Below are 20,258 nucleotides of genomic sequence, written 5' to 3'. Positions count from 1 at the left end.
TATGTCTAGTAAAACATTTCAACTTTCCGAAGATTGGACCGTCGTAGTTTTGGGAATAGGAATCATTGCTTTAGCTCTGTTGGGATTCGTAGTTCCAGTGCCTTCTTTCGGATGGTCAAACTCTCAAGAATTGTCCTCTAAAGTATTCTCAGGTGATAATATCGCAGCAATGGGACTGCAGTTTATGCTTGTATATGTCACAGCAATCATAGGAGCACTGTTGTTGAAAAAAGATTTAAAAGCCCTATTGATCGTTTTTCCTGTAGTCTACTTGTTAACAGTTCTAGCACTTATATTAGCCGGAAATTCAGGGGTCAAAAGCTTTAACCTAGAAGCCGTTATTTTCAGTTTGGCAATAGGTTTAATAATCAGCAATTTCTTCAAGATTCCAATTTGGTTTAAACAAGCTTTAAGCACAGAACTATATGTTAAAATCGGATTAGTATTACTGGGTACAACCGTAATATTTGGAGATATATTAAAAGCAGGTGCATTGGGGCTAGTTCAAGCGTTAGTAGTAGTAGTATCTGTGTGGTATTTTGCATTTTGGATTTGTAAAAAACTCAAAATAGACAAGGAAATGTCACTTATGCTTTCTAGTGCTGTATCGATATGTGGGGTATCAGCAGCAATTGCAACCTCAGGAGCAATCGAAGGAGACAATAAAAAGTTGTCTTATGTTATATCCCTCGTCTTGATTACGGCTGTGCCAATGATGATTTTTATGCCCTATTTGGCAGAAATCATGAATCTATCCCAAGAAGTAACAGGTGCTTGGCTAGGAGGTAGTATCGATACAACAGGAGCTGTAGCAGCTTCTGGAACATTGGTCGGGGAAGAAGCCCTCAAAATCAGTACTATTGTTAAATTCTCCCAAAACGTTTTGCTCGGAATTGCAGCCTTTTTTATCAGTATATACTGGACATATTCCAAATCTGTAGATGATAAAACCAAAAAAGATAAACCAACACTAAAAGTCATCTGGGAAAGATTCCCGAAATTTGTCGTAGGATTCGTATTTGTATCTTTGATGTTCTCATTCGTCATATCTCCAGAAACAAATGCTGGAATAAAAGATAGCTTGAAAAGTTTACAAGGATTGTGGTTTGCATTGGCTTTTACTTCAATAGGACTGGAAACAAATTTCAAAGACCTCTTTAAACAAGACAATAAAAAACCGTTATACGCATTTTTAATAGCTCAAACATTTAATATAATAGTAACCCTAGTCTTGGCAATAGCATTATTTGGATAAAAATTTATGCAATCCTAACCAAGAATGCATCATATAGGTGTAGAGAAAATAGCATGGACGAAAAACAGTTATTGCAACATTATAAGCAAACAGGCAATTTAGACGCCTTGGGCAAGCTGTATGCTCCATATATGTCATTGTTATATGGGGTTTGCTATAAGTATCTTCAGGATGCTGAACAAAGCCAGGATGCGGTAATGCAGATCTTTGATGAGTTAATAGATAAGTTGCGCGTATATGAAGTGGATAATTTCAAAAGTTGGGTATATGTATATGCGCGCAATTTTTGCCTTATGCAACTCAGAAAAAATAAACAGATGACCAAGGTTGATATTGAAGACAACCTCTACGAATCTGAACAAAGTCTACACGACAACGATGATAAAAAATGGGAGGAAAAAGACTTTGAAAAATTAGAAACATGTATTGCTGCGTTAAACCCTGAACAGGAAAATTGCATCCGGTTATTTTATTTGGAACAGAAGTGTTATAAAGATATCGCCGATCAAACTGGATATGATATAGCTAAAGTCAAAAGTTATATCCAGAACGGAAGACGAAATCTTAAGATTTGTATGGAAAGAAAGTAATGGAAAATAATTATCAATTATCGCGAATTCACAATTATGTCATGGGTCTCATGAGTAAAGAAGAGATGTATGAAATGGAACGTGAGGCTCTGAATGATCCCTTTCTGCAAGATGCAATTGATGGCTATAAACTGCAACAAGGAGTAGATTCAAATCAACTTAGTATCCTGCAACAAAGGCTCGCAAGAAAAATCGCCGCAAAAGCAGAAGATAAAAAACAAAGGTTCTACAGCTGGCACCGATTGACAATTGCAATGGCAGCAGCTGTACTGTTCTTAGTAGCTTGCTCCTTGATCATGTTCAAATATATCACGAACCATAAAACTGAAAAAAATACAGAGGTTATCTTGATGGATCAAAACATGAAAGTACAATCAAATATCTTGGATGATGCAAATGCAATACCCCTAGGGGGATGGGAAAAATTCAATGAAGAATTGAACTCAGAATTGAGAGATATAAATGCAACAGGAAGATTTCAGGTTTATTTCAACCTAAAGGATGGTAAACCTCAAGATATTCAAATAAGTCCAGCAAACAATCAAGAGTTTGTTCAGGTGTTATCCTCCTTTATTGAACAGAAAATCAGATGGACAGGGGAAAAAGGTGGAATAGTGATTGATGTTCAAGAATAATGAAAAAGCGGTCAAGGATTTCCTTGACCGCTTTGTTTTATTCTTCCCAGCGAATTTTGTCCTCAATAGGACTCCTAACAGGTTCCCTTGGCTCAGACTCATGATGACCCATATAGAAAAAACCAATGCAACGTTGATTCTCCTCTAAATTTAAAAAGGGACCAATATGATTGATTAAGCCAGGTGTAGCCCAATATCCACCAATGCCGATAGAAGCCGCAGCTAGCCACATATTCTCAACAGCACAGGACGTAGCAGCCAATTCTTCCCATTCGGGAACATCACCAGTATAATTGACGATAATAGCAACCGCAGCCTTGGATTGGGTAGCTTTCTTAGACATATTTTGCTCAGTCAATTCAGTATACTTTTCTGAAGGTGTGACAGACTTGTAAATCCTTGCAAGTTCATCACCTAAGCGTACCAAACCTTCATTGCGAAATACAACAAAACGCCAAGGTTGAGTGCGTTTGTGAGTAGGAGCAGCATTGGCAGCCTCCAAAATCGTTAATAAATCCTCTCGGCTCACTTCTTGGTCCGTATAATTCGCCTGAAAAACTGCCCTTCTAAATTGAATATTTCTTAATACTTCGTTCTGATGCATAATGTGTTTTTTACTATTTCTAGAATTGAATATTTAATTAATAATGACCCCTAAGAAAGTTCTTCCCAAAGAGCAACTATATGTAAAATTGTTAAAACTGCTTTTTGCATATCCTGAATGGAAACCCATTCTTGCTTTCCATGGAATGCATGCCCACCTGCAAAGATATTAGGGCAGGGGAGACCCATAAATGATAGCCTAGAGCCATCTGTGCCGCCTCGGATACTCCGTTTTTCAACCTTCATCCCAGCACGCTCAATGCCCATCATGGCTATTTCTACTACTTTGGAGTGATGATCCAAAATTTCTTTCATATTCCTGTATTGCTCAGAAACTTCAAAACTATAAGCTGCACCTGGGTGTTTTGAAAGAACTTCCTTTACGATCGACTCCAATTCTGCCTCATGTTCCGCCAATTTCTTAGTGTCATGGTCTCGGATGATAAAACTTAAAGTAGCCTCTTCAACAGTGCCTTCAATATTGGTTGGATGAACAAAACCCTCTTTAGCATGAGTAGTCTCTGGTGATAATCTGTCTTTCGGTAAACTATCAATAATATCAGATGCAACCTTAATCGCATTGATCATCTTTCCCTTGGCATAACCGGGGTGAATAGAAATACCATCAATTTTAACTTTAACTCCATCGGCTGAAAAAGTCTCATCCTCAATGGTGCCAGCTTTTTCTCCATCCATCGTATACGCATATTCAGCACCTAATTTTTTGAGATCAACATGATCAACTCCTCGACCTATTTCCTCATCAGGGGTAAATAAAATCTTAATATCTCCATGCTTAATTTCAGGAGTGGACATTAAAATACGCGCAGCATCCATAATCTCGGCAACACCAGCCTTGTCATCAGCACCTAATAAAGTTTTTCCACTAGCAGTAACAATATCATTTCCTATTTGTTCCTTTAAATCCGGATGTTCTGAAAAACGTATAATGATCTTTTCATCATCAGGCAAAACTAAATCCTCACCCTGATAATTTGAATGAACCAACGGCTTCACATTCGTACCTGATGAATCCGGTGAAGTATCCACATGGGAACAAAAACAAATTACGGGAACCTGCTTGTCAGTATTGGAAGGAATAGTCGCATAAACATAACCTAAATCATCCAAATGAGCATCCGTAACACCTATAGCTTTTAATTCATCTACTAAAATCCTGCTTAAATCCTTTTGCTTTTCAGTCGAAGGAACACTCGAAGACTGAACATCTGATTGAGTATCAACCTGAACATATCTAATAAAATTCTCAGCTACCTGAAAATTCTTAATATCATTAATTTCCATGAAACAAAACTACTAATTTATTAACACATCTATTCCCCAAATACATCCAACACTTATTTCACCCTTTCTTTCCCACAATTCTTTCACCCTTTCTTTCCCACAATTCTTTCACCCTTTCTTTCCCACAATTCTTTCACCCTTTCTATCCCACAATTCTTTCACCCTTTCTATCCCACAATTCTTTCACCCTTTCTATCCCACAATTCTTTCACCCTTTCTATCCCACAATTCTTTCACCCTTTCTATCTCACAATTCTTTCACCCTTTCTTTCCCACAATTCTTTCACCCTTTCTATCTCAAATCTCATATCTCACATCTCACATCTAACCCTGCTGTTTATCCACCCAACCAAACACCTTATCCAAAATACCCGAATTTCTAGCTCCACCAATATTTTGGCGAATCTTCAATTCTTGATCAGCTACTTTTACAAATAGACCATCAATAGCTTTCTGAGTAACGTATGCAGTAAGATTGGTCTCAATTTTATTGCTCAATGGCAATTGGTTGTATGCTGTTGTTAACTGATTCCAATAGGTGGAAACGTTGTTTTTACCCATAGCAGATTCAACGATTGGACTGAACCTTGTCGTCAGCTCCGAACTTGTCGATCTTTTAAAGAAGTTAGTCGCTGCATCTTGCTGACCACTCAACAAAATATTGAATGCATCATTAACAGTCATTTTAGAAAGAGAGTTAACAAATACGCTGGAAGCTTCTTTCACAGCAGATTCGGCAGCCCTGTTCATACTCGCAATAAATTGATCACATAAACTGTTCATACCAATCGCTCGTAATGCAGATTCAACTTTCCTCGCCTCCTCAGGCATTAATATCTTAACAGCCGCGTCCCCAAGAAAACCATCCTTAACAGATAAAGTCTTAATACTCGCTTGAAGACCATTATTTAATGCCTGCTTAATCCCTGTATTGGCTTCTGCCTGCGTAATAGTCCCGCTAGAAGTAGAACTCCCGGAACCACCAGTGTTACTGCCTGTGGAGCCTGTACCTTGCGGGGGCAAAGTAAATCCACCTTGACTCAAGGTTTCACAACTCGATAAAAATAAACTAACGCCAACTAGGCTCATTATTTGGATGTGTCTGATCTTTTTCATTGCTCAAAAATAGTTTTTTAAATTCTGATTAGATAATTGTTTGAACATGATATCCATAATCAATAACAATGCCCCAAAATTTGTTTTTGGGGCATCGATTATTTGGATATAATAATTTCTACTTCCAGTTTAACTCAACATAGACTGGAAAATGATCCGAAGGAAACTTGCCCATATAGGTATCTGTTAAAATCCCATATTTATGGACCTTAAAAGGTTTGGTAATAAAGATATGGTCAATTCTGCCTTTTTCTTTAATCGATTTCCCCCAACTATTGAATGAGCTGTTAGGTTCATAAACGATTTCCGCTAAATCATAAGTGTCCTCGACAACTCCACTTTTTGAAAGCGTAAAATAGGCTTCATTGTTCTCATCAATATTGAAATCGCCTGTAAGGATTAAGGGTAAGTTCTTAGCAAGTTCTTTCGCTTTCGTTAGAATCAATTTCGCGCTCTCCTTTCTTGCTTCAACACCAACATGGTCAAAGTGCGTATTCATAAAAATGAATTTCTTGCCATTCTTTTTGTCCTTGAAAATTCCCCATGTACAGATCCTAGGCAAAGCCGCATCCCAACCTTTATTGGGAGTCTTTGTATCCGTAGCTGATAACCAAAAAGTGCCGCTCTCTCCAACCTCAAACCTTCTGGTATCATAAAATATAGAAGAATGCTCGCCTTTATCAGCTCCATCATCGCGACCAACACCAATATATTTGAAATTGGGAAGCTTAGCGGACATATCATTTAACTGCTCTTTGAAAGCTTCTTGAACTCCAAAAATCTCAAACTCATGAAATTTGATTAAATCCGTTAAATGGGTATATCTATCTTGCCATAAATTCCCAACATCACCGTCAGTTTTCATACGGATATTGAAAGTGGCGACATTCATTTGTTGAGCAAAAGAAAATCCAATGCTTAATATTAGGCTTAGGGTGATTATTATTTTTTTCATTTTATTTATTTAAAATTGTTTTCAACAATTCTGGCTCATCTGTGGTAATAAAATCAATCTTCTGGTCGATAAAGAACTTCATGTCCTCTTCCTTATTGACAGTCCAAACGTTGGTCTTTAATTTCAAATCCTTAAACTCTTGAATTAAATTTGGGTTCTTCTTGAAAGTCGAAAAATGATAATCTACCCCGGTCAGATTTGCAGCTTTTACCTCCGCTGGTGATTTGTCGCCATTTAAATAATGAACCTTAATCTTCTTGTCAAGCTCCCTGAATTTTAAACATGCATCCCAATCAAAGGCAATAAACTCAACCATCTTCTCTGCTTTTAGCTTTTTAACAATAGCCAAGGATAACTCAACATTCTTCATCGTACGTTCCTTGCTCACCTTACTCGTCTTAAGCTCATAAATCAACTTTGTGCCTTTTTGTTTTAATCCAGCTTTTAAATATTCCTCAACGGTAGGGATAGACTCTCCATTGTCATGCTTCTTGGCCAATAATTCTTTATAAGTTAACTCTTCGACTTCCAAGCCATGAAAATCATGGTCATGGTTGACAACAAGAACGTCATCCTTCGTTAAATGAACATCAAACTCACTGCCCCACGCTCCTTGTGAAATCGCAGCATCCAAAGAAGCAATTGAGTTCTGAGGGACCTTCGTATTCTTCCAAGCACCGCGGTGAGCGATAATTGATGTTTGAGCAAATAATCCTACATGGAAAACCATAGTCATCGCAACTAATAATAATTGTTTTTTCATCGTATTCGAATCTTGTTATTTTAAATATATAATATTTGCAACAGAACGTTGGCCTTCATGGTCAAATTTCTTGTTGTCAGAGGGGTAATTTACAACTCCATTTTCTGTAGCATTTCGAATAAAAAGCGTGCTACTGCCGCCACCATCAAGGTTCATCGCATTCTTGGCACCAAGCCACTTGAAAACTTTACTCAATTCATGCAAATTCATGCCATTAGCTTGGTTACTACGGCCATCGACAACCATAAGTATCAATTTGTTATTACCAGTGATTGCAATAGCCGTACGTGGATGTCGATTGTCATTGAAAGCATTTTTTGAAAGTAAAACATACTCGTTTTCATCAATCAATAATGGACCAGCAACCATAACAGAACCAGCATCTGATTCCTCAACAGTTATCTTGTTCGTTTGTTCAATCTTAATCTTTTTATCTGAAATACTGAAAACAGCATTCGCACGAACATTGCTGTTCTCCAGCTTGCCAGTATTGATAATTTTACCATCTACCTTTAAATAGTCCACTGAACCACCATTCTTCATATCAAAGAAAGAAGCATTTATGGCAACTAAAGCAATGTTTTCTTCCGCAAATTTCGAGGTGGTTTTTAAAATAGTAGAATCTCCTGCAATATGAATGTGCTTGTGATGTTTCCTAAGGTCAATCTCAACCCAATTAATCTCTTGAACAGAATTAAAAAGATTCGAAAAATGTCCCTGATTCCAAATAACACCTTTTTTGATTTCCTTCTTGTTCCATTGGGCTTGAACAATTTGCAAGGAATCTCGGTCTTGTGATAAGACTAATGTTGGAATATAAAAAAGTAAAAATGTACTTAGTTTAAGTAGATAATGGACTTTCATTCAGGACATGTATTGTTGAACATGTCCCGAATTTACCCAATTAATATTAAGATATCATTAATTTATCGGTCGCCATCCCATTCACCATAAAATTGTTGCAGAAACAATTCCATGTGTGCGTGCCTCCCAGCAGCAATTTTTCTTGCAGTCGGAGTATTCATTTTATCCTTCAACAACAAAAGCTTTTCGTAAAAATGATTGATCGTTGGTGCAGTAGTGTTTTTATAGGCTTCTTTACTTTGATTCTCTATAAATGGAATCTCTGGATTATGGATTTCCCTATTCTTGAAACCACCATAATTAAATGCTCTGGCAATACCAATTGCGCCAATTGCATCCAAGCGGTCCGCATCCTGAACCACCTCTAATTCTTTCGAATGAAAGTCAACCTCTCCCAAAGATGCTTTGAAAGACATGTTCAAGATAATGTTTTGTACATGCTCGATCGTATCTGCATCTACATCAATAGACGCTAAAAATTCGCCTGCTACCTTTGGACCAATACTTTCGTCCCCGCCATGAAACTTGCTGTCAGCAATATCATGCAATAATGCAGTAAGTTCACAAACATAAGCATCTGCATCTTCCTCCTTCAAAATTAGCTTCGTATTGTTCCATACCCTTAGAATATGCCACCAATCATGACCTGACTCTGCTCCTTTTAACTTTTCTTCAACGAAAGTGGCGGTGCGCTGTATATGATATTCTTGACTACTTGTCTTTTGAGCCATCGTACAATTCGTATTGTAAAAGCCTACAATCAAGTTTTCCATTGAAAAACTCAAATCTTCTAGACGCCTTCAGGCCGATTTTCTTCGCTAAATCAGGATTCCCAGTAAAAATATAACCGCGGTAGCCTTGACATTTCTTCTTCATGAAATCCCCAATCCGAGCATATGTAAGCTCAAGCTTAATGTGCGTCCCTAAACGCTCCCCATATTCAGGATTGAACATAATAACTCCAGCACCCTCAGGAACGGTAGTCTCTGCAAAATCACAGGTCTCAAACTCAATCAAATGCTCAACACCAGCAGTACGTGCGTTTAAAATCGCGATCTCAACAGCCTCCGATGAAATATCAGATGCAATGATATGTGGTAGGTTAGTCTTGTCAGTAATATCCTTCAAAATCCTGCGCTCCTCGAAAAATACTTCTTCATTATAGCCTATGAAGTGCATAAAAGAATAATTCATCCTTTGCAATCCCGGCTTGCGGTTCTGTGCCATTAATGCAGCTTCAATCGCCAAAGTACCCGAACCGCACATCGGATTCACAAATGGACTCCTACCGTCCCATTGTGTAGCCATAATCGTAGCGGAGGCCAAAGCCTCCAACATAGGTGCTTTCCCAGGATGTTTCCGATAACCATGCTTCGCTAAGGTCTCACCAGAGGTGTCCAAAAAAATCTCAGCACGCTCTTCAATCCAATGTAAATGAATAACTGCCCTGTTCAAGTCAGGACCTGAATTCGGACGAACACCCTTCTTATCCTTGATACGGTCAACAATAGCATCCTTGACCTTAACATTCGCAAATAAAGGAGTCGTAATCGTTTCGTTGTGAACATTAGATGTTACCGAAAAATAACCATCAATAGGAATTAAATCCTCCCAAGCAATGCTCACCAACTGCTTATATAACTCATCTGCATTCCTAGCCTTAAATGATTTTAATTCATATAAAACCTGACTCGCAACTCTTAAGTTTAAATTTAATTTGATGCACTCATTTACAGACGCTTGTAGCTCTACACCGGTATTGAATGCTCGCTTGATATCAAATCCTAATTCTCGGATCTCTTGTTCTAAATAAGGTGACAGCCTGCGATTGCAAGTCACGATAACCTTACCCTGTTTGTTGAAAACTTCTGCCATATTTGTGCAAAGTTACTTATTCTCTTAGCAAAAAATGTTTAATTTTACGGTTTAATAGATAAGTTATGGAAATAAGAGGAAAAGTACATGAAATAGGGGCGACGCAACAAGTAACTGAGTCCTTCAAAAAGAGAGATTTGATCGTTGCCTATGCTGAAAACCCACAATTTGTAGAGTATATTCGTTTCGAGTCAACACAAGACCGTGTTAATATATTTGATAATCTTTCAGTAGGGGATGAAGTTGAAGTTTCTTTCAACTTACGTGGTCGTCCTTGGACAAACAAAGAAGGTGTAACAACCTATTTTAACTCCCTAGTAGCGTGGAGAGTAACAAAAGTTGCTAATAATGCCCAAGCAGCGCAAGCTCCAGGATACGCAGATATGCCGCCAGTAGATATATCAGCAAACTCATCAGATGATGACGATTTGCCATTCTAAATAACAGCAAAAAATAAAAGTCTCGCCAAAAGCGAGACTTTTATTTTTTGCCCCCTCCGCCATGGTTGGTGTCCCCACCAACCATCTTCAGCTGAGCTAGCTCAAGTCTTGCGCGTTGGTCAGGGCAATGGCTAGACTTGGGCTATTAACACAAATTCTTTAACATCACCCGCCATGGTTGCTGTCCCCACCAACCATCACTTTCGAATCTCCCTACAACATGCATGTCATTCCGCATCGCAAGATGGGGAAACTGCTTCTATGACACCATTAGCAAACTATATCTTTTTCTCATATCTCACATCTCATATCTCTCATCTATTCTAATCATTCCCCCATCATACAATCCCACCAATAAACTATTCCCTTTTTCATCAACCTTTAGCCCGCCATACTCCGCCTTTTCATATCTTTCACCTGTACCTTCTTGAAAAAAATAAGACTCAGCCCCAATATTGATGCGCCATGAATTTGGCCTTGTAAATTCAACCAAAACTTCACCAGCATTCAGTGGAGTTCTGCCTTCTTGAAAGCGAACATCGTGACCAACTTGGTTCTCATCCAATTTTAATACAACATATCCTCTTTTCGGTAAACTATCCAACAACAGGTTTTCACCAATGCCGTATGATAGACGCATATAATCACCCTGCATTAATGATCGAGGATCAACAGGTGCTAACTTCAATAGAACCAATCGACCATTGTCAAGAATATGTTCCTTCTGACGGATGCTGTAGTTGAAATAAACCAATAAACCGATCAGGTTTAAAACGATTATTATAATATTAAGCTTTTTCATGTGAATTCGATTTTTTGAAAATCAGAAAATAAAGAAGGATAAAGAATACGCCTGAACCAAACATGATTAACGATTTTTGAAGTAAGGTTATATTCAAATCATAATAAAACATCCCTATGAAATAGATAAAACCCATAATGCCCAAAGCAACTCCTGTCCTGTAGTTAACTTTGAAACTTAACAGCAACAACAGTAAAGATCCAGATATCGCCGGAGAAATGGCGGTAAACCCCAAACAGACCAAAACAACGATGAAAATAAATATCTTCTTCCCCATTTCTTCGCAGTGGAACCGGTTTAATAAGCAATTGATCAGCCACATCAATATGTAGATTAAAATTGCTGAACTGATATAGTTATATGCCCAATTTTCGTCAGACAAACTTCTTCCAACAAAATACAAGCATATCAAATATGAAAAAGTAAGACCAGTCCGAATCGCTTGATATCGCTTTCCTGACGTAAAATTTATCTTTAAGAATTTTGCCTCATTTAGCGTAAAGTAAACAGTTGTTAATGCTGTAATGCTAAGCAGCACATGAAGAAGGTCAGGATGATGGAAATCAAAAATTACAGCTATTAAAGAACCTGTAAAAATCAATACAGATATAAAAGTAAGAATGTAGCTCCTGCTAATTATCAAAGTGGCTATAGCAAACAGACTGAATAAAAGATGGCATATAAAAGGTTCAACCCTAGAAATATCAGTAGCCATTCCAAATAATACATACCCTAATAAATACAGACACACTGAAATGGTGTCCAATAGCACTTTGTCATATCTTTTATTCATCCATAGGGATAGAATAAAAAATAAAGCCGAAAAGCAATATAAAGCAATTTGAGATTTGTCAAACCTGGCTACATAAAGAAATACAACAAAAGCAATGGTTGCCAAAATGCCACCTAAAATTGACAATACTTTAATAGTTAATGGTTGATTGTTACGGCTATGATCTAATGCTATTTCCATTTTTGAATGGTCCACATTCAGACCTCGACCTATTTTCGCCTCAACGACATTTAAAATGGTTTGAATTTCAGTCTTAATTTCCATGTTTCACCCTCCTTTGTACTTTTATTAAATTCCAGATAATAAGACTAACAGATGTTACTATAAAAAGGCCGACCAGGAAAATTCCAGTCTCATCATTTGATTCCATAACCTTCAGAATAGCACCAGATAAAATAATAACGATACTGAATGGAAGTAAACCCATATAGAAAATACTCCTGTTTCTTATTCCATGCCATAACCCTAAACCATAAAATAAAATTGTAGCGAATATGATAACGGGAGCAAAAGAAGCCTTCCCATCTAGAATCCAATACAAGTTGCAGTAGGTCCCCCAAATAACTGCTCCAATCGAAATAATATTGATGAAGTAAAGCGGAATATTTCCTTTTTTCTGATCATTTATCCAAGTGCATAGAACAACAACACTCGCATTCAGTACAAAAAGACCCGCAGTTAAATAAATAAAATCCCAATGCTTGGCAACTTGATCCCAGTATAAGTAAATGGTAAGGTTGCTCAAGAATAAGTACAATAACCAAAGGGGCGGAAAATTAGAAATAAGAACCCATAAGGTAATAAAGACGGTCCAGGCTAAAAAGAAATCATATGCATTTGCTCCGGTTTGGTAAACCTGACCAAAGACTGCGAACATAACTCCAACAAGAATAGATGAACCGGTCAGAATAATATTTTTGTAAATAGTATCTATTTTTAATACTAATGCTAGGATCGTAACTAAAATTACTAATCCTTGGACTATGCCAAGTTTCGCAAATTTGCCCAGATCATCCCAGTTATATGCAAAGAAGAATATGATTCCAGCAGCCATAAAACCGACTCCTAAAGTGATTAAGGTGATTTTGATAAAAGTGGCCCATGAATCCTGATCAGGATAAATATCCTCCTCCAATGTTTTCTGTAATTCAACCCTGCTGATATCACTATGCTGGGATAAAAGCTCAAGGTCATTTCGTTCAAGATCTCTCATGTTATAAGGTTTGTTGAATATGAGTATTGGAAAAATAGCGCAATCGAAAAATCCCTGCAGGCCAATTTGGACACTGCAGGGTAACCGCTAAGTTATATGTTTTCTTCCTTAAATAATTTAGCGTCACGAGTGTTTTTCTGAACGGCAATCGCAGAAAAAATACTCAGTATAAAAGAAATACCGTAAAACCCTTTCTCACTCAATAATAAATCTGCATTCCAAAGGCCAATTATCAACAAGATGATCGATGCTAAAGTTGCAAACCAGCTTATGCCATAATATAATTCTGTAACAGGTAAGCCCTCAGCTTTATCTCGAACACTCTTTTGAACTGAAATTACAGCAAAGAGCCCGAAAAGTAGGATAACAAAGTAATAGCCTTTTTCATTCAAATCCATTGTCGCATTCCATAATCCAATGCAGTAGCTAACAATCCCTGTAAGAAGCGCAACCCATGAAGCACCAACAAATGCTGCGGTCGGCTTAAATGAACCATTATGTTCTTCGGTCTGTTTTTGTGGAGTAAACATCTCCTCGTTTTTTGTATTTAGCGGTTCCATATTTTTTTGTTTTAATGATTAATACTGAACCAAATATCATAGAGTTTAATCGTTATAAAAATTCAATTTTATCAATAAACTGACGATATAAAATATAATATTATGTATTTTTAAAACTTATATATCTCATTATGGATACATTGCATGAATTAGTAAATATCCTTGATAGTCAAGATAAAATAGATTTTAAAAACTATTTAAGTCGAAAAAACAAAAGAAATGATGTAAAGAATATCAAATTGTTTAATTTGATAGAAACTGATGATATAAAATCTTTAAATAAAATCTATAAAAATTCTAAAAATAAAGATGCTTACCATGCACTTAGAAAAAGACTGCAGGATAGCTTGCTACTTTTTCTATCACAGAGAACATTTGAAAACAGTAATGATGAAATTTATGATATCCTCAGAAATATTGTTGTAGCGAGATTCCTTCTAGAAAATAACCTGTCAAAAATTGGTTTTAAATCTTTGGACAAAGCCGAAAGAATGGCGATTAATCAAGAACAATTCAGTCTAGTTAATGAAATATTATTGTTAAAACTGCAGTTTTCACATTTGGACCCCAACATAGACCTGGAAAAACTGACTGGTATGTTCCGAATCAATCAAGATCATATGCAGAGAGAAGCAAAACTAAGGTTGGCCTATGCTTCCTTAAGAAAGGAATTGGATCTGATACACCTCAAAGGAAAGGTCGTAAATCTTTCAGAATTAATAGAAACTACAATAAAGCATTACCAAATAAATAGAATTGATTTCATGAATTATAAATCGTTATATCAAATTCTATTTATCGCCAACGAATATGCAGCTATAAACCAAAACTACAGCCTGATCCAAAAATTCTTGATTAAAAGTCATCAATTCATCGAAAGTCAAAAAGAAAAACCCGACTCGCAAATTTTCTACAAACTCCATGTTTTATATTATTTAGCGAATTTCTCCCTCAGAAATAAAGCATTTGCGGAAAGCATAGATTATTTAAGTCAAATGGAAGCTCTATTTGATATTAAACAACAATATAAATCAGTTCTTTATGCTAGGCAACAGCTGCTATATGCACTCAATTATTTTTTTATGGGCAATCCGGAAAAAGGATTAGGATATGTCGAAGATGCACTGGTAGATTTACCAAAACATGGTTCTCAAACTGATACCGAAGATCTAATGCTTACTAAAGCAATGTTCCTTACTCAACTCAATGATGATGATTCATTGAGTATAATGGCTAAGCTAACCCATACAGATGCTTGGTATGAAAAAAAACTCGGAATGCTCTGGTCTATCCGAAAGAATCTAATGGAAATATTGATGCAAATCCAATTTGGAAATGTGGAACTCTCAGTATCCAGAATAAAGAGCTTTAAAAGAAGATACAAGAAATATTTAAATCAGGTAAATGAACAAAGGGTGTTGAACTTCGTCGCCTTAGTGGAAAAATTTCTAGCAAAGCCTGATATTATCTATCAACAAACCTTTCAATCAACTGTTTATAAGATGTTAGAGATTGAAGAAAATAGAGACATTTTCAATATCAGTTTTATAGCATGGTTGATTTCAAGGTGGGAAAAAACAATCCCGTACAAAATAACAATAAGATTAATCCAAGGTTTATTGGAAGTTTCACCGACAAAAATGACGTAATGACAGGACTTTTTGTGCCAATCACCTAATAGTGACAGGGAATGTTTACATTGGAATAAGAATTGGTGTATTTTTATAAAAATAATTAAATTTAGAGAATGGGTTGGGCAACGAAAAAAAGTAGACCTTGGGAGATAAGGCAACTGATGTGGACATTTTTTTCCATCCTGCTATTCCTGCCTTTGCCGATACATGTGCACCCTTTGGTGATGATGTCGCAGGCAAAGAAAGCGAAAGTTAGAACTTGGATGATAACGGCTTGGCTGCTTTTGGCAGTCGAGTTAGGACTCCTGTTTTCTTTTGTTATGTTCTTTGGAGCATTGAGCCAAGCAATGTTGTTGACATTAGGTGGATCTGTACTGTCTTATATAGTCGGTAATGCTTTATTATTGAATCAAGCAAAACCTTACCTGAAGAGATTGGAACTCGCAGAAGTCCGCGACCTACATTGGATAGCATCTGCAGATTCAATGAAAAGAATCGAATTGTCGGCTCCAACAATAGATACACCCCAGTTTTTTGTGGAAAGGTTACTCCACTGGAGAAAAGAAATTGACAACACAAAAATTCATAAGGATATCGATAATATTCTCCGACTATTTCAATTGCTCGAGAAAAAAGATAAAAGAGAAGCTGAGAAATTTTTGGTAAGACACTCGACAATTGTGAACGTATTGATGCAATATGATGAATTAGAAAATGCAAAATTAAATAATACAGTCACTTTTGAATCCAAAAGAAAACTTGAAGAGGTCATTAGGCAAGCTGCGGTAGCAGTGGAACAGGAAGTAACAAATCAATTTAAAATGGGCATGTTGGATGTATCTGCCGAAACAGATGTATATATCCAAACACTCAAAAGTAGAAACCTTTTAAAAGAATAATATGGCAAACTTAGATTTGACACATCTAGATGATGATCAAAACCAGAATAAGCCCTCAGAGGTAAAAGTTAATTTTACTGACGAGGAAAAACAACTTATTAAACAATATAAAGACAAAATTAATCTGACATCCACAACGGATATCATACAGTTTGGAGTAGGGGCTCAAAGTAATGTGAGCAATTTCTCCAATGAAATATTAAAACAGGTCAGAACTAAAGATCTTGGCGGGGCCGAGGACATTTTGGTAAACCTCAGATCTGAAATCCGTGAATTTGATGATAAGGTTAATAAAAAACCATTAATCCCTTTCTTTGATAATATCAAAAAGAAAATCGGAAGAATGAGAACAGAATATGCATCCGTAGAAAAAAATATTCATTCCATTGAATTGAAACTCGAAGGCCATTATAAAAACCTGGCTAAGGATGTCAATATCTTTGATAAACTTTTTGTTCAAAACCAACAGTATTTCAAAGACCTATCCCTGCATATTCAAGCAGGAGAGGAAAAACTGCAAGAAGTGTTGAATACTACTTTGCCAGCATTGAAGGCAGAAGCTGAAGCTACTGGAGATCAGCACAAAGTACAAGAGTATAAAGACATGGAACAGCATGTCGTGCGTTTTGAACGCAAAGTCCATGATTTGAAGCTAACTAGAATGGTGGTCTTGCAAACAGCGCCCCAAATCAGAATGATACAAAGCAACAGTAGCTCGCTGATGGAAAAAATCCAGTCCAGTATAGTTAATACCCTCCCTTTATGGAAAAATCAAATGGTATTGACTTTAGGTATCGCTCACGCTCAAAGCGCATTGGAAGCACAAAGAGCAATAACAGATGCAACAAATGAATTGCTGAAGAGAAACTCTGAAATGCTAAAAGATGCAACAATCAATGTTGCTAAAGAAACAGAACGTGGAATAATCGATATGGACACCATTAAAAAAGCAAATACCGATATCATTACAACCATAGAAGAAGTACTGAGAATTCAACGTGAAGGACGTGAAAAACGTAAAGTAGCCGAAGGTGAACTATTACAGGCTGAAACAGAACTCAAAAACCATATCCTGAAATCATCAGATGATACCAGATTGATCAATTAATTGATCTTCAACATAAAATATAAAAGCCGAGGTTTTTCTCGGCTTTTATATTTTTCAACGCTCCACCTACAATTCCCATCTCTTCTTAGGAACACAAGTAATATCAGCAATCTTCCGCAATACAATAGGCCGGCTGTCAAACTTGTTCTCCAGAACTAAACTATCCTTACTAGTTGATTTGATCAAAAGCCTTGGACCAAAGACACCTTGTTTATGACAACCTGAAATCTTTTGTTTGCCGTTTTCTTTTGTGTAAACACCATCAACAATCATGCTGTCAGCTCGGATGGAATAAACACCTTTGGCGTATTCCTTCCACTCACCTCCATTATAACAGCTGTCAGGGATACTCTGTACTTTGTTATGAACGCGCATCTCTGCGTATACCGAATCACAAGTGAACTTCAGCTGATATAATGTATAATTCAGCATTTCATCCTGACCCGGAATACTGTCTTGTATCCAAATACCCTGAAGGTAATCCGCTCCCTCTCCCTGCATATCTGAATGTCGTTGACAACTTGCAAAAAGAAAAAGCATACCTACCAAAATAGATAGGTATGCTCTTAATTGAGAATATGTAGTATTTCTTTTGTTCACTATATTATTTTAAGCTACCTACCATTTCTTCAGGCTTAACCCATTCGTCAAACTCCTCGGCTGTAACATAGCCTAATTGGATAGCTGTTTCTTTTAAGGTTGAATTGTTCTTATGTGCTGTTTGAGCAATCTCAGCAGCTTTATAATAACCAATTTTGGTGTTCAATGCTGTAACTAACATCAATGAGTTGTCAACAAGCTGTTTGATACGTTCGTAATTTGGCTCAATACCAACCGCACAATGCTCCTCTAACGAAACACAGGCATCACCGATCAATCTTGCAGATTGTAAAAAGTTAGCAGCCATAACGGGTTTGAAAACATTGAGCTCATAATGACCTTGCGTACCACCAATAGTGATGGCTACATCATTACCCATTACTTGAGCAGCAACCATAGTCAATGCCTCACATTGAGTAGGGTTTACTTTACCCGGCATAATCGAAGAACCTGGCTCATTCTCAGGAATCAAAATTTCCCCAATACCTGAACGTGGACCTGAGGCTAACATACGAATGTCATTCGCAATCTTATTCAAAGCAACAGCTAATTGTTTCAAGGCACCATGTGTCTCTACAATAGCATCATGAGATGCCAAAGCCTCAAATTTGTTCTCCGCAGTAACAAATGGCAAACCTGTAAATTCAGCAATATATTTCGCAACTAAAACATCATACCCTTTTGGTGTATTCAATCCTGTACCAACAGCTGTACCCCCTAATGCTAATTCTGAAAGGTGAGCTAATGTGTTTTTAACAGCTTTGATGCCATAATTCAGTTGAGCAACATAACCCGAAAGTTCTTGACCCAATGTAAGTGGAGTAGCGTCCATCAAGTGTGTACGGCCAATCTTAACAACATTCATGAACTCGTCAGATTTTTTCTTTAACGTATCACGAAGTTTCTCAACACCAGGGATCGTAACTTCAACAACAGCCTTATAAGCAGCAATGTGCATTCCTGTTGGGAAGGTGTCATTCGAAGATTGTGATTTATTAACGTCATCATTTGCCTTCAGAACAGGCTCCCCTTCACCAATCTTTCCGCCAGCCAATACTTGAGCACGGTTCGCAACAACTTCATTAACATTCATGTTCGATTGTGTCCCAGATCCTGTCTGCCAAATAACCAATGGAAATTGATCGTCTAATTTGCCAGCTAAGATTTCATCGCACACAGCAGCGATAGCATCTCGCTTCTCAACAGATAAAACTCCTAACTCGCAGTTAGCATAAGCAGCAGCTTTCTTTAAATATGCAAAACCCTCAACAATCTCATGTGGCATCGAACCCGATGGACCAATCTTAAAGTTGTTTCTTGAACGTTCAGTTTGGGCACCCCAGTACTTGTCAGCTGGAACCTGAACCTCACCCATCGTATCTTTTTCTATTCTGAATGACATAATTACAAATTTTGTGATAGGCAAATTTAGGACTGTTGCTTTTCATAAGCAAATCTTTTAATAACCTATATTCAAAATACAGCAGATTTATAATGATTTTTGCCAAATGAAAAGGAAAATTAGAACATATAACCCTTGTAGTTCCTGTCCAAAATGAAAATAATAGCGACTGACGCTAACTTATCTATTTTAGATCAGGAAAGCCTTTTCTGAATATGTTCCTCAATATGGTGATAAACCTGTTTGGGCTTTAATGTACGCCATGGAAAATTATTCAGGTATTCCCCAAAGTTGATAAAATAATCAATGTGATTATCTTGAAACTCCTTCACCACATGGTCGCGGAAATTGATTCCTGCAATCCATCCATCTTCAATATCATTGAACCATTCCTCATAATAGGAATCATCAGAAGCATGAAAATTCAAGATATTCTCTCCAATAAGAATGAATTTCGTAATTCCTTCATCGATCAATAAGTCAATAAGCTCACGCTTAAGTACCATAATATCATTATAGATGGCATCGTTCCATTCCCCAATAAACTCTATAATGCAATATCCTTTATCATAATCTGCATAGATAATCTTAAGGTATAAAGTCTGGGAGCCAAAGTAATCCCATTGCGGATGAAGTAGATAATTGTAGATTTTCTTATCGTATTCAAACTCACTATAAATAGTCCCATAAAATGGACTTCGCTCATCTTCTGCTGCTATATAATAGTCGCGCCAGTTGTAATATGGTTCTAATTCATGCATCTATCTGTAAAATTATTGAAAATTGCGGAATTATTACCTGTTAACCTACTTTTTGGACTGTTAATTGTTATAAAATAATTGTTAT

General features: G+C 36.9%; 22 protein-coding genes. 7 read left to right on the top strand and 15 right to left on the bottom strand.

Annotation, left to right across the window (positions count from 1 at the left end; all coding sequences use genetic code 11):
* Window position 1 precedes the first annotated feature (1 nt).
* From CRT24_RS07200 to CRT24_RS07190, 3 genes are read left to right on the top strand one after another with little or no spacing between them, the layout of a single operon-like run.
* A complete protein-coding gene (locus tag CRT24_RS07200; protein WP_099370566.1) occupies window positions 2–1,255 on the top strand; it encodes a YeiH family protein in 1,254 nt (417 codons plus the stop codon).
* A 53-nt stretch (window positions 1,256–1,308) separates the two neighbouring features.
* Window positions 1,309–1,845, top strand: a complete 537-nt coding sequence (locus tag CRT24_RS07195; RefSeq protein WP_099370565.1) for an RNA polymerase sigma factor — start codon at window positions 1,309–1,311, stop codon at window positions 1,843–1,845.
* A 50-nt stretch (window positions 1,846–1,895) separates the two neighbouring features.
* Window positions 1,896–2,480 (top strand): hypothetical protein, encoded by a 585-nt coding sequence (locus CRT24_RS07190; protein ID WP_144034526.1) that lies wholly within the window; start codon window positions 1,896–1,898, stop codon window positions 2,478–2,480.
* 37 nt (window positions 2,481–2,517) lie between these two features.
* On the opposite strand, the gene CRT24_RS07185 is transcribed toward CRT24_RS07190, so the two are convergent.
* The 8 genes from CRT24_RS07185 to CRT24_RS07150 all read right to left on the bottom strand — a co-directional run bounded on the left by CRT24_RS07185 (window position 2,518) and on the right by CRT24_RS07150 (window position 9,961).
* A complete protein-coding gene (locus CRT24_RS07185; protein ID WP_257213986.1) occupies window positions 2,518–3,084 on the bottom strand; it encodes a nitroreductase in 567 nt (188 codons plus the stop codon).
* A gap of 50 nt (window positions 3,085–3,134) precedes the next feature.
* Complete coding sequence (pepT, locus tag CRT24_RS07180) at window positions 3,135–4,388, bottom strand: peptidase T (RefSeq protein ID WP_099370562.1); 1,254 nt, start codon at window positions 4,386–4,388, stop codon at window positions 3,135–3,137.
* A gap of 324 nt (window positions 4,389–4,712) precedes the next feature.
* Window positions 4,713–5,504 (bottom strand): DUF4197 domain-containing protein, encoded by a 792-nt coding sequence (locus CRT24_RS07175; RefSeq protein WP_099370561.1) that lies wholly within the window; start codon window positions 5,502–5,504, stop codon window positions 4,713–4,715.
* 118 nt (window positions 5,505–5,622) lie between these two features.
* Entirely contained in the window at window positions 5,623–6,459 is an 837-nt protein-coding gene (locus CRT24_RS07170) for an endonuclease/exonuclease/phosphatase family protein (RefSeq protein ID WP_099370560.1), read from the bottom strand.
* Between the two features lies 1 nt (window position 6,460).
* Window positions 6,461–7,222 carry a glycerophosphodiester phosphodiesterase family protein gene (locus tag CRT24_RS07165; protein WP_099370559.1) on the bottom strand — a complete coding sequence of 254 codons (762 nt, stop codon included), beginning with the start codon at window positions 7,220–7,222 and terminating at the stop codon, window positions 6,461–6,463.
* Between the two features lie 15 nt (window positions 7,223–7,237).
* Entirely contained in the window at window positions 7,238–8,086 is an 849-nt protein-coding gene (locus CRT24_RS07160; protein WP_099370558.1) for a phosphodiester glycosidase family protein, read from the bottom strand.
* 62 nt (window positions 8,087–8,148) lie between these two features.
* Window positions 8,149–8,817 carry an HD domain-containing protein gene (locus CRT24_RS07155; protein WP_099370557.1) on the bottom strand — a complete coding sequence of 223 codons (669 nt, stop codon included), beginning with the start codon at window positions 8,815–8,817 and terminating at the stop codon, window positions 8,149–8,151.
* Window positions 8,798–9,961, bottom strand: a complete 1,164-nt coding sequence (locus tag CRT24_RS07150) for a class I SAM-dependent RNA methyltransferase (protein WP_099370556.1) — start codon at window positions 9,959–9,961, stop codon at window positions 8,798–8,800. Before CRT24_RS07150 ends, CRT24_RS07155 begins: the two co-directional genes overlap by 20 nt.
* A gap of 65 nt (window positions 9,962–10,026) precedes the next feature.
* On the opposite strand from CRT24_RS07150, the gene CRT24_RS07145 reads away from it, so the two are divergent.
* Complete coding sequence (locus CRT24_RS07145) at window positions 10,027–10,401, top strand: DUF3127 domain-containing protein (RefSeq protein ID WP_099370555.1); 375 nt, start codon at window positions 10,027–10,029, stop codon at window positions 10,399–10,401.
* Between the two features lie 298 nt (window positions 10,402–10,699).
* Here CRT24_RS07145 and CRT24_RS07140 read toward each other — a convergent pair whose 3' ends face one another.
* From CRT24_RS07140 to yiaA, 4 genes are all read right to left on the bottom strand, one after another.
* A complete protein-coding gene (locus tag CRT24_RS07140; RefSeq protein ID WP_099370554.1) occupies window positions 10,700–11,203 on the bottom strand; it encodes a GDYXXLXY domain-containing protein in 504 nt (167 codons plus the stop codon).
* On the bottom strand, window positions 11,190–12,260 hold the full coding sequence (locus CRT24_RS07135) for a DUF4401 domain-containing protein (RefSeq protein ID WP_099370553.1): 1,071 nt from the start codon (window positions 12,258–12,260) through the stop codon (window positions 11,190–11,192). The genes CRT24_RS07140 and CRT24_RS07135 overlap by 14 nt, the downstream gene beginning before the upstream one ends.
* Window positions 12,250–13,209, bottom strand: a complete 960-nt coding sequence (locus CRT24_RS07130) for a DUF2157 domain-containing protein (RefSeq protein WP_099370552.1) — start codon at window positions 13,207–13,209, stop codon at window positions 12,250–12,252. The genes CRT24_RS07135 and CRT24_RS07130 overlap by 11 nt, the downstream gene beginning before the upstream one ends.
* A 92-nt stretch (window positions 13,210–13,301) precedes the next feature.
* Window positions 13,302–13,769: an inner membrane protein YiaA gene (gene yiaA, locus CRT24_RS07125; RefSeq protein WP_099370551.1), complete on the bottom strand. Its 468-nt coding sequence runs from the start codon at window positions 13,767–13,769 to the stop codon at window positions 13,302–13,304.
* Window positions 13,770–13,900: 131 nt separating this feature from the next.
* On the opposite strand from yiaA, the gene CRT24_RS07120 reads away from it, so the two are divergent.
* The 3 genes from CRT24_RS07120 (at window position 13,901) to CRT24_RS07110 (ending at window position 17,410) form a co-directional block, all read left to right on the top strand.
* On the top strand, window positions 13,901–15,418 hold the full coding sequence (locus CRT24_RS07120) for a hypothetical protein (protein ID WP_099370550.1): 1,518 nt from the start codon (window positions 13,901–13,903) through the stop codon (window positions 15,416–15,418).
* 98 nt (window positions 15,419–15,516) lie between these two features.
* The gene (locus CRT24_RS07115; RefSeq protein ID WP_099370549.1) at window positions 15,517–16,302 is read left to right on the top strand and encodes a hypothetical protein; all 786 of its coding nucleotides are present in this window, start codon (window positions 15,517–15,519) and stop codon (window positions 16,300–16,302) included.
* A gap of 1 nt (window position 16,303) precedes the next feature.
* On the top strand, window positions 16,304–17,410 hold the full coding sequence (locus CRT24_RS07110) for a toxic anion resistance protein (RefSeq protein ID WP_099370548.1): 1,107 nt from the start codon (window positions 16,304–16,306) through the stop codon (window positions 17,408–17,410).
* Between the two features lie 66 nt (window positions 17,411–17,476).
* On the opposite strand, the gene CRT24_RS07105 is transcribed toward CRT24_RS07110, so the two are convergent.
* The 3 genes from CRT24_RS07105 to CRT24_RS07095 all read right to left on the bottom strand — a co-directional run bounded on the left by CRT24_RS07105 (window position 17,477) and on the right by CRT24_RS07095 (window position 20,173).
* A complete protein-coding gene (locus tag CRT24_RS07105; RefSeq protein WP_257213985.1) occupies window positions 17,477–18,010 on the bottom strand; it encodes a fumarate hydratase in 534 nt (177 codons plus the stop codon).
* Between the two features lie 4 nt (window positions 18,011–18,014).
* Entirely contained in the window at window positions 18,015–19,412 is a 1,398-nt protein-coding gene (fumC, locus tag CRT24_RS07100; RefSeq protein ID WP_099370546.1) for a class II fumarate hydratase, read from the bottom strand.
* A gap of 194 nt (window positions 19,413–19,606) precedes the next feature.
* Window positions 19,607–20,173 (bottom strand): hypothetical protein, encoded by a 567-nt coding sequence (locus CRT24_RS07095; protein WP_099370545.1) that lies wholly within the window; start codon window positions 20,171–20,173, stop codon window positions 19,607–19,609.
* Between the last annotated feature and the right edge of the window lie 85 nt (window positions 20,174–20,258).

It is taken from the genome of Sphingobacterium sp. 1.A.5, assembly GCF_002734235.1.
Lineage (GTDB): Bacteria > Bacteroidota > Bacteroidia > Sphingobacteriales > Sphingobacteriaceae > Sphingobacterium > Sphingobacterium daejeonense.
Note: the sequence above shows the minus strand (reverse complement) of the source record. Positions and strands in the feature narration are given on the sequence as shown.

Bases quoted from the DNA above. Each gene is read 5' to 3' on its own strand.
- CRT24_RS07130 (WP_099370552.1), bottom strand. From the start codon at position 13,209: ATGAGAGATCTTGAACGAAATGACCTTGAGCTTTTATCCCAGCATAGT.
- CRT24_RS07155 (WP_099370557.1), bottom strand. From the start codon at position 8,817: ATGGCTCAAAAGACAAGTAGTCAAGAATATCATATACAGCGCACCGCC.
- CRT24_RS07160 (WP_099370558.1), bottom strand. From the start codon at position 8,086: ATGAAAGTCCATTATCTACTTAAACTAAGTACATTTTTACTTTTTTAT.
- CRT24_RS07195 (WP_099370565.1), top strand. From the start codon at position 1,309: ATGGACGAAAAACAGTTATTGCAACATTATAAGCAAACAGGCAATTTA.
- CRT24_RS07150 (WP_099370556.1), bottom strand. From the start codon at position 9,961: ATGGCAGAAGTTTTCAACAAACAGGGTAAGGTTATCGTGACTTGCAAT.
- yiaA (WP_099370551.1), bottom strand. From the start codon at position 13,769: ATGGAACCGCTAAATACAAAAAACGAGGAGATGTTTACTCCACAAAAA.
- fumC (WP_099370546.1), bottom strand. From the start codon at position 19,412: ATGTCATTCAGAATAGAAAAAGATACGATGGGTGAGGTTCAGGTTCCA.
- CRT24_RS07200 (WP_099370566.1), top strand. From the start codon at position 2: ATGTCTAGTAAAACATTTCAACTTTCCGAAGATTGGACCGTCGTAGTT.
- CRT24_RS07135 (WP_099370553.1), bottom strand. From the start codon at position 12,260: ATGGAAATTAAGACTGAAATTCAAACCATTTTAAATGTCGTTGAGGCG.
- CRT24_RS07145 (WP_099370555.1), top strand. From the start codon at position 10,027: ATGGAAATAAGAGGAAAAGTACATGAAATAGGGGCGACGCAACAAGTA.
- CRT24_RS07175 (WP_099370561.1), bottom strand. From the start codon at position 5,504: ATGAAAAAGATCAGACACATCCAAATAATGAGCCTAGTTGGCGTTAGT.
- CRT24_RS07120 (WP_099370550.1), top strand. From the start codon at position 13,901: ATGGATACATTGCATGAATTAGTAAATATCCTTGATAGTCAAGATAAA.
- CRT24_RS07185 (WP_257213986.1), bottom strand. From the start codon at position 3,084: ATGCATCAGAACGAAGTATTAAGAAATATTCAATTTAGAAGGGCAGTT.
- CRT24_RS07110 (WP_099370548.1), top strand. From the start codon at position 16,304: ATGGCAAACTTAGATTTGACACATCTAGATGATGATCAAAACCAGAAT.
- pepT (WP_099370562.1), bottom strand. From the start codon at position 4,388: ATGGAAATTAATGATATTAAGAATTTTCAGGTAGCTGAGAATTTTATT.
- CRT24_RS07165 (WP_099370559.1), bottom strand. From the start codon at position 7,222: ATGAAAAAACAATTATTATTAGTTGCGATGACTATGGTTTTCCATGTA.
- CRT24_RS07095 (WP_099370545.1), bottom strand. From the start codon at position 20,173: ATGCATGAATTAGAACCATATTACAACTGGCGCGACTATTATATAGCA.
- CRT24_RS07190 (WP_144034526.1), top strand. From the start codon at position 1,896: ATGAGTAAAGAAGAGATGTATGAAATGGAACGTGAGGCTCTGAATGAT.
- CRT24_RS07115 (WP_099370549.1), top strand. From the start codon at position 15,517: ATGGGTTGGGCAACGAAAAAAAGTAGACCTTGGGAGATAAGGCAACTG.
- CRT24_RS07170 (WP_099370560.1), bottom strand. From the start codon at position 6,459: ATGAAAAAAATAATAATCACCCTAAGCCTAATATTAAGCATTGGATTT.
- CRT24_RS07140 (WP_099370554.1), bottom strand. From the start codon at position 11,203: ATGAAAAAGCTTAATATTATAATAATCGTTTTAAACCTGATCGGTTTA.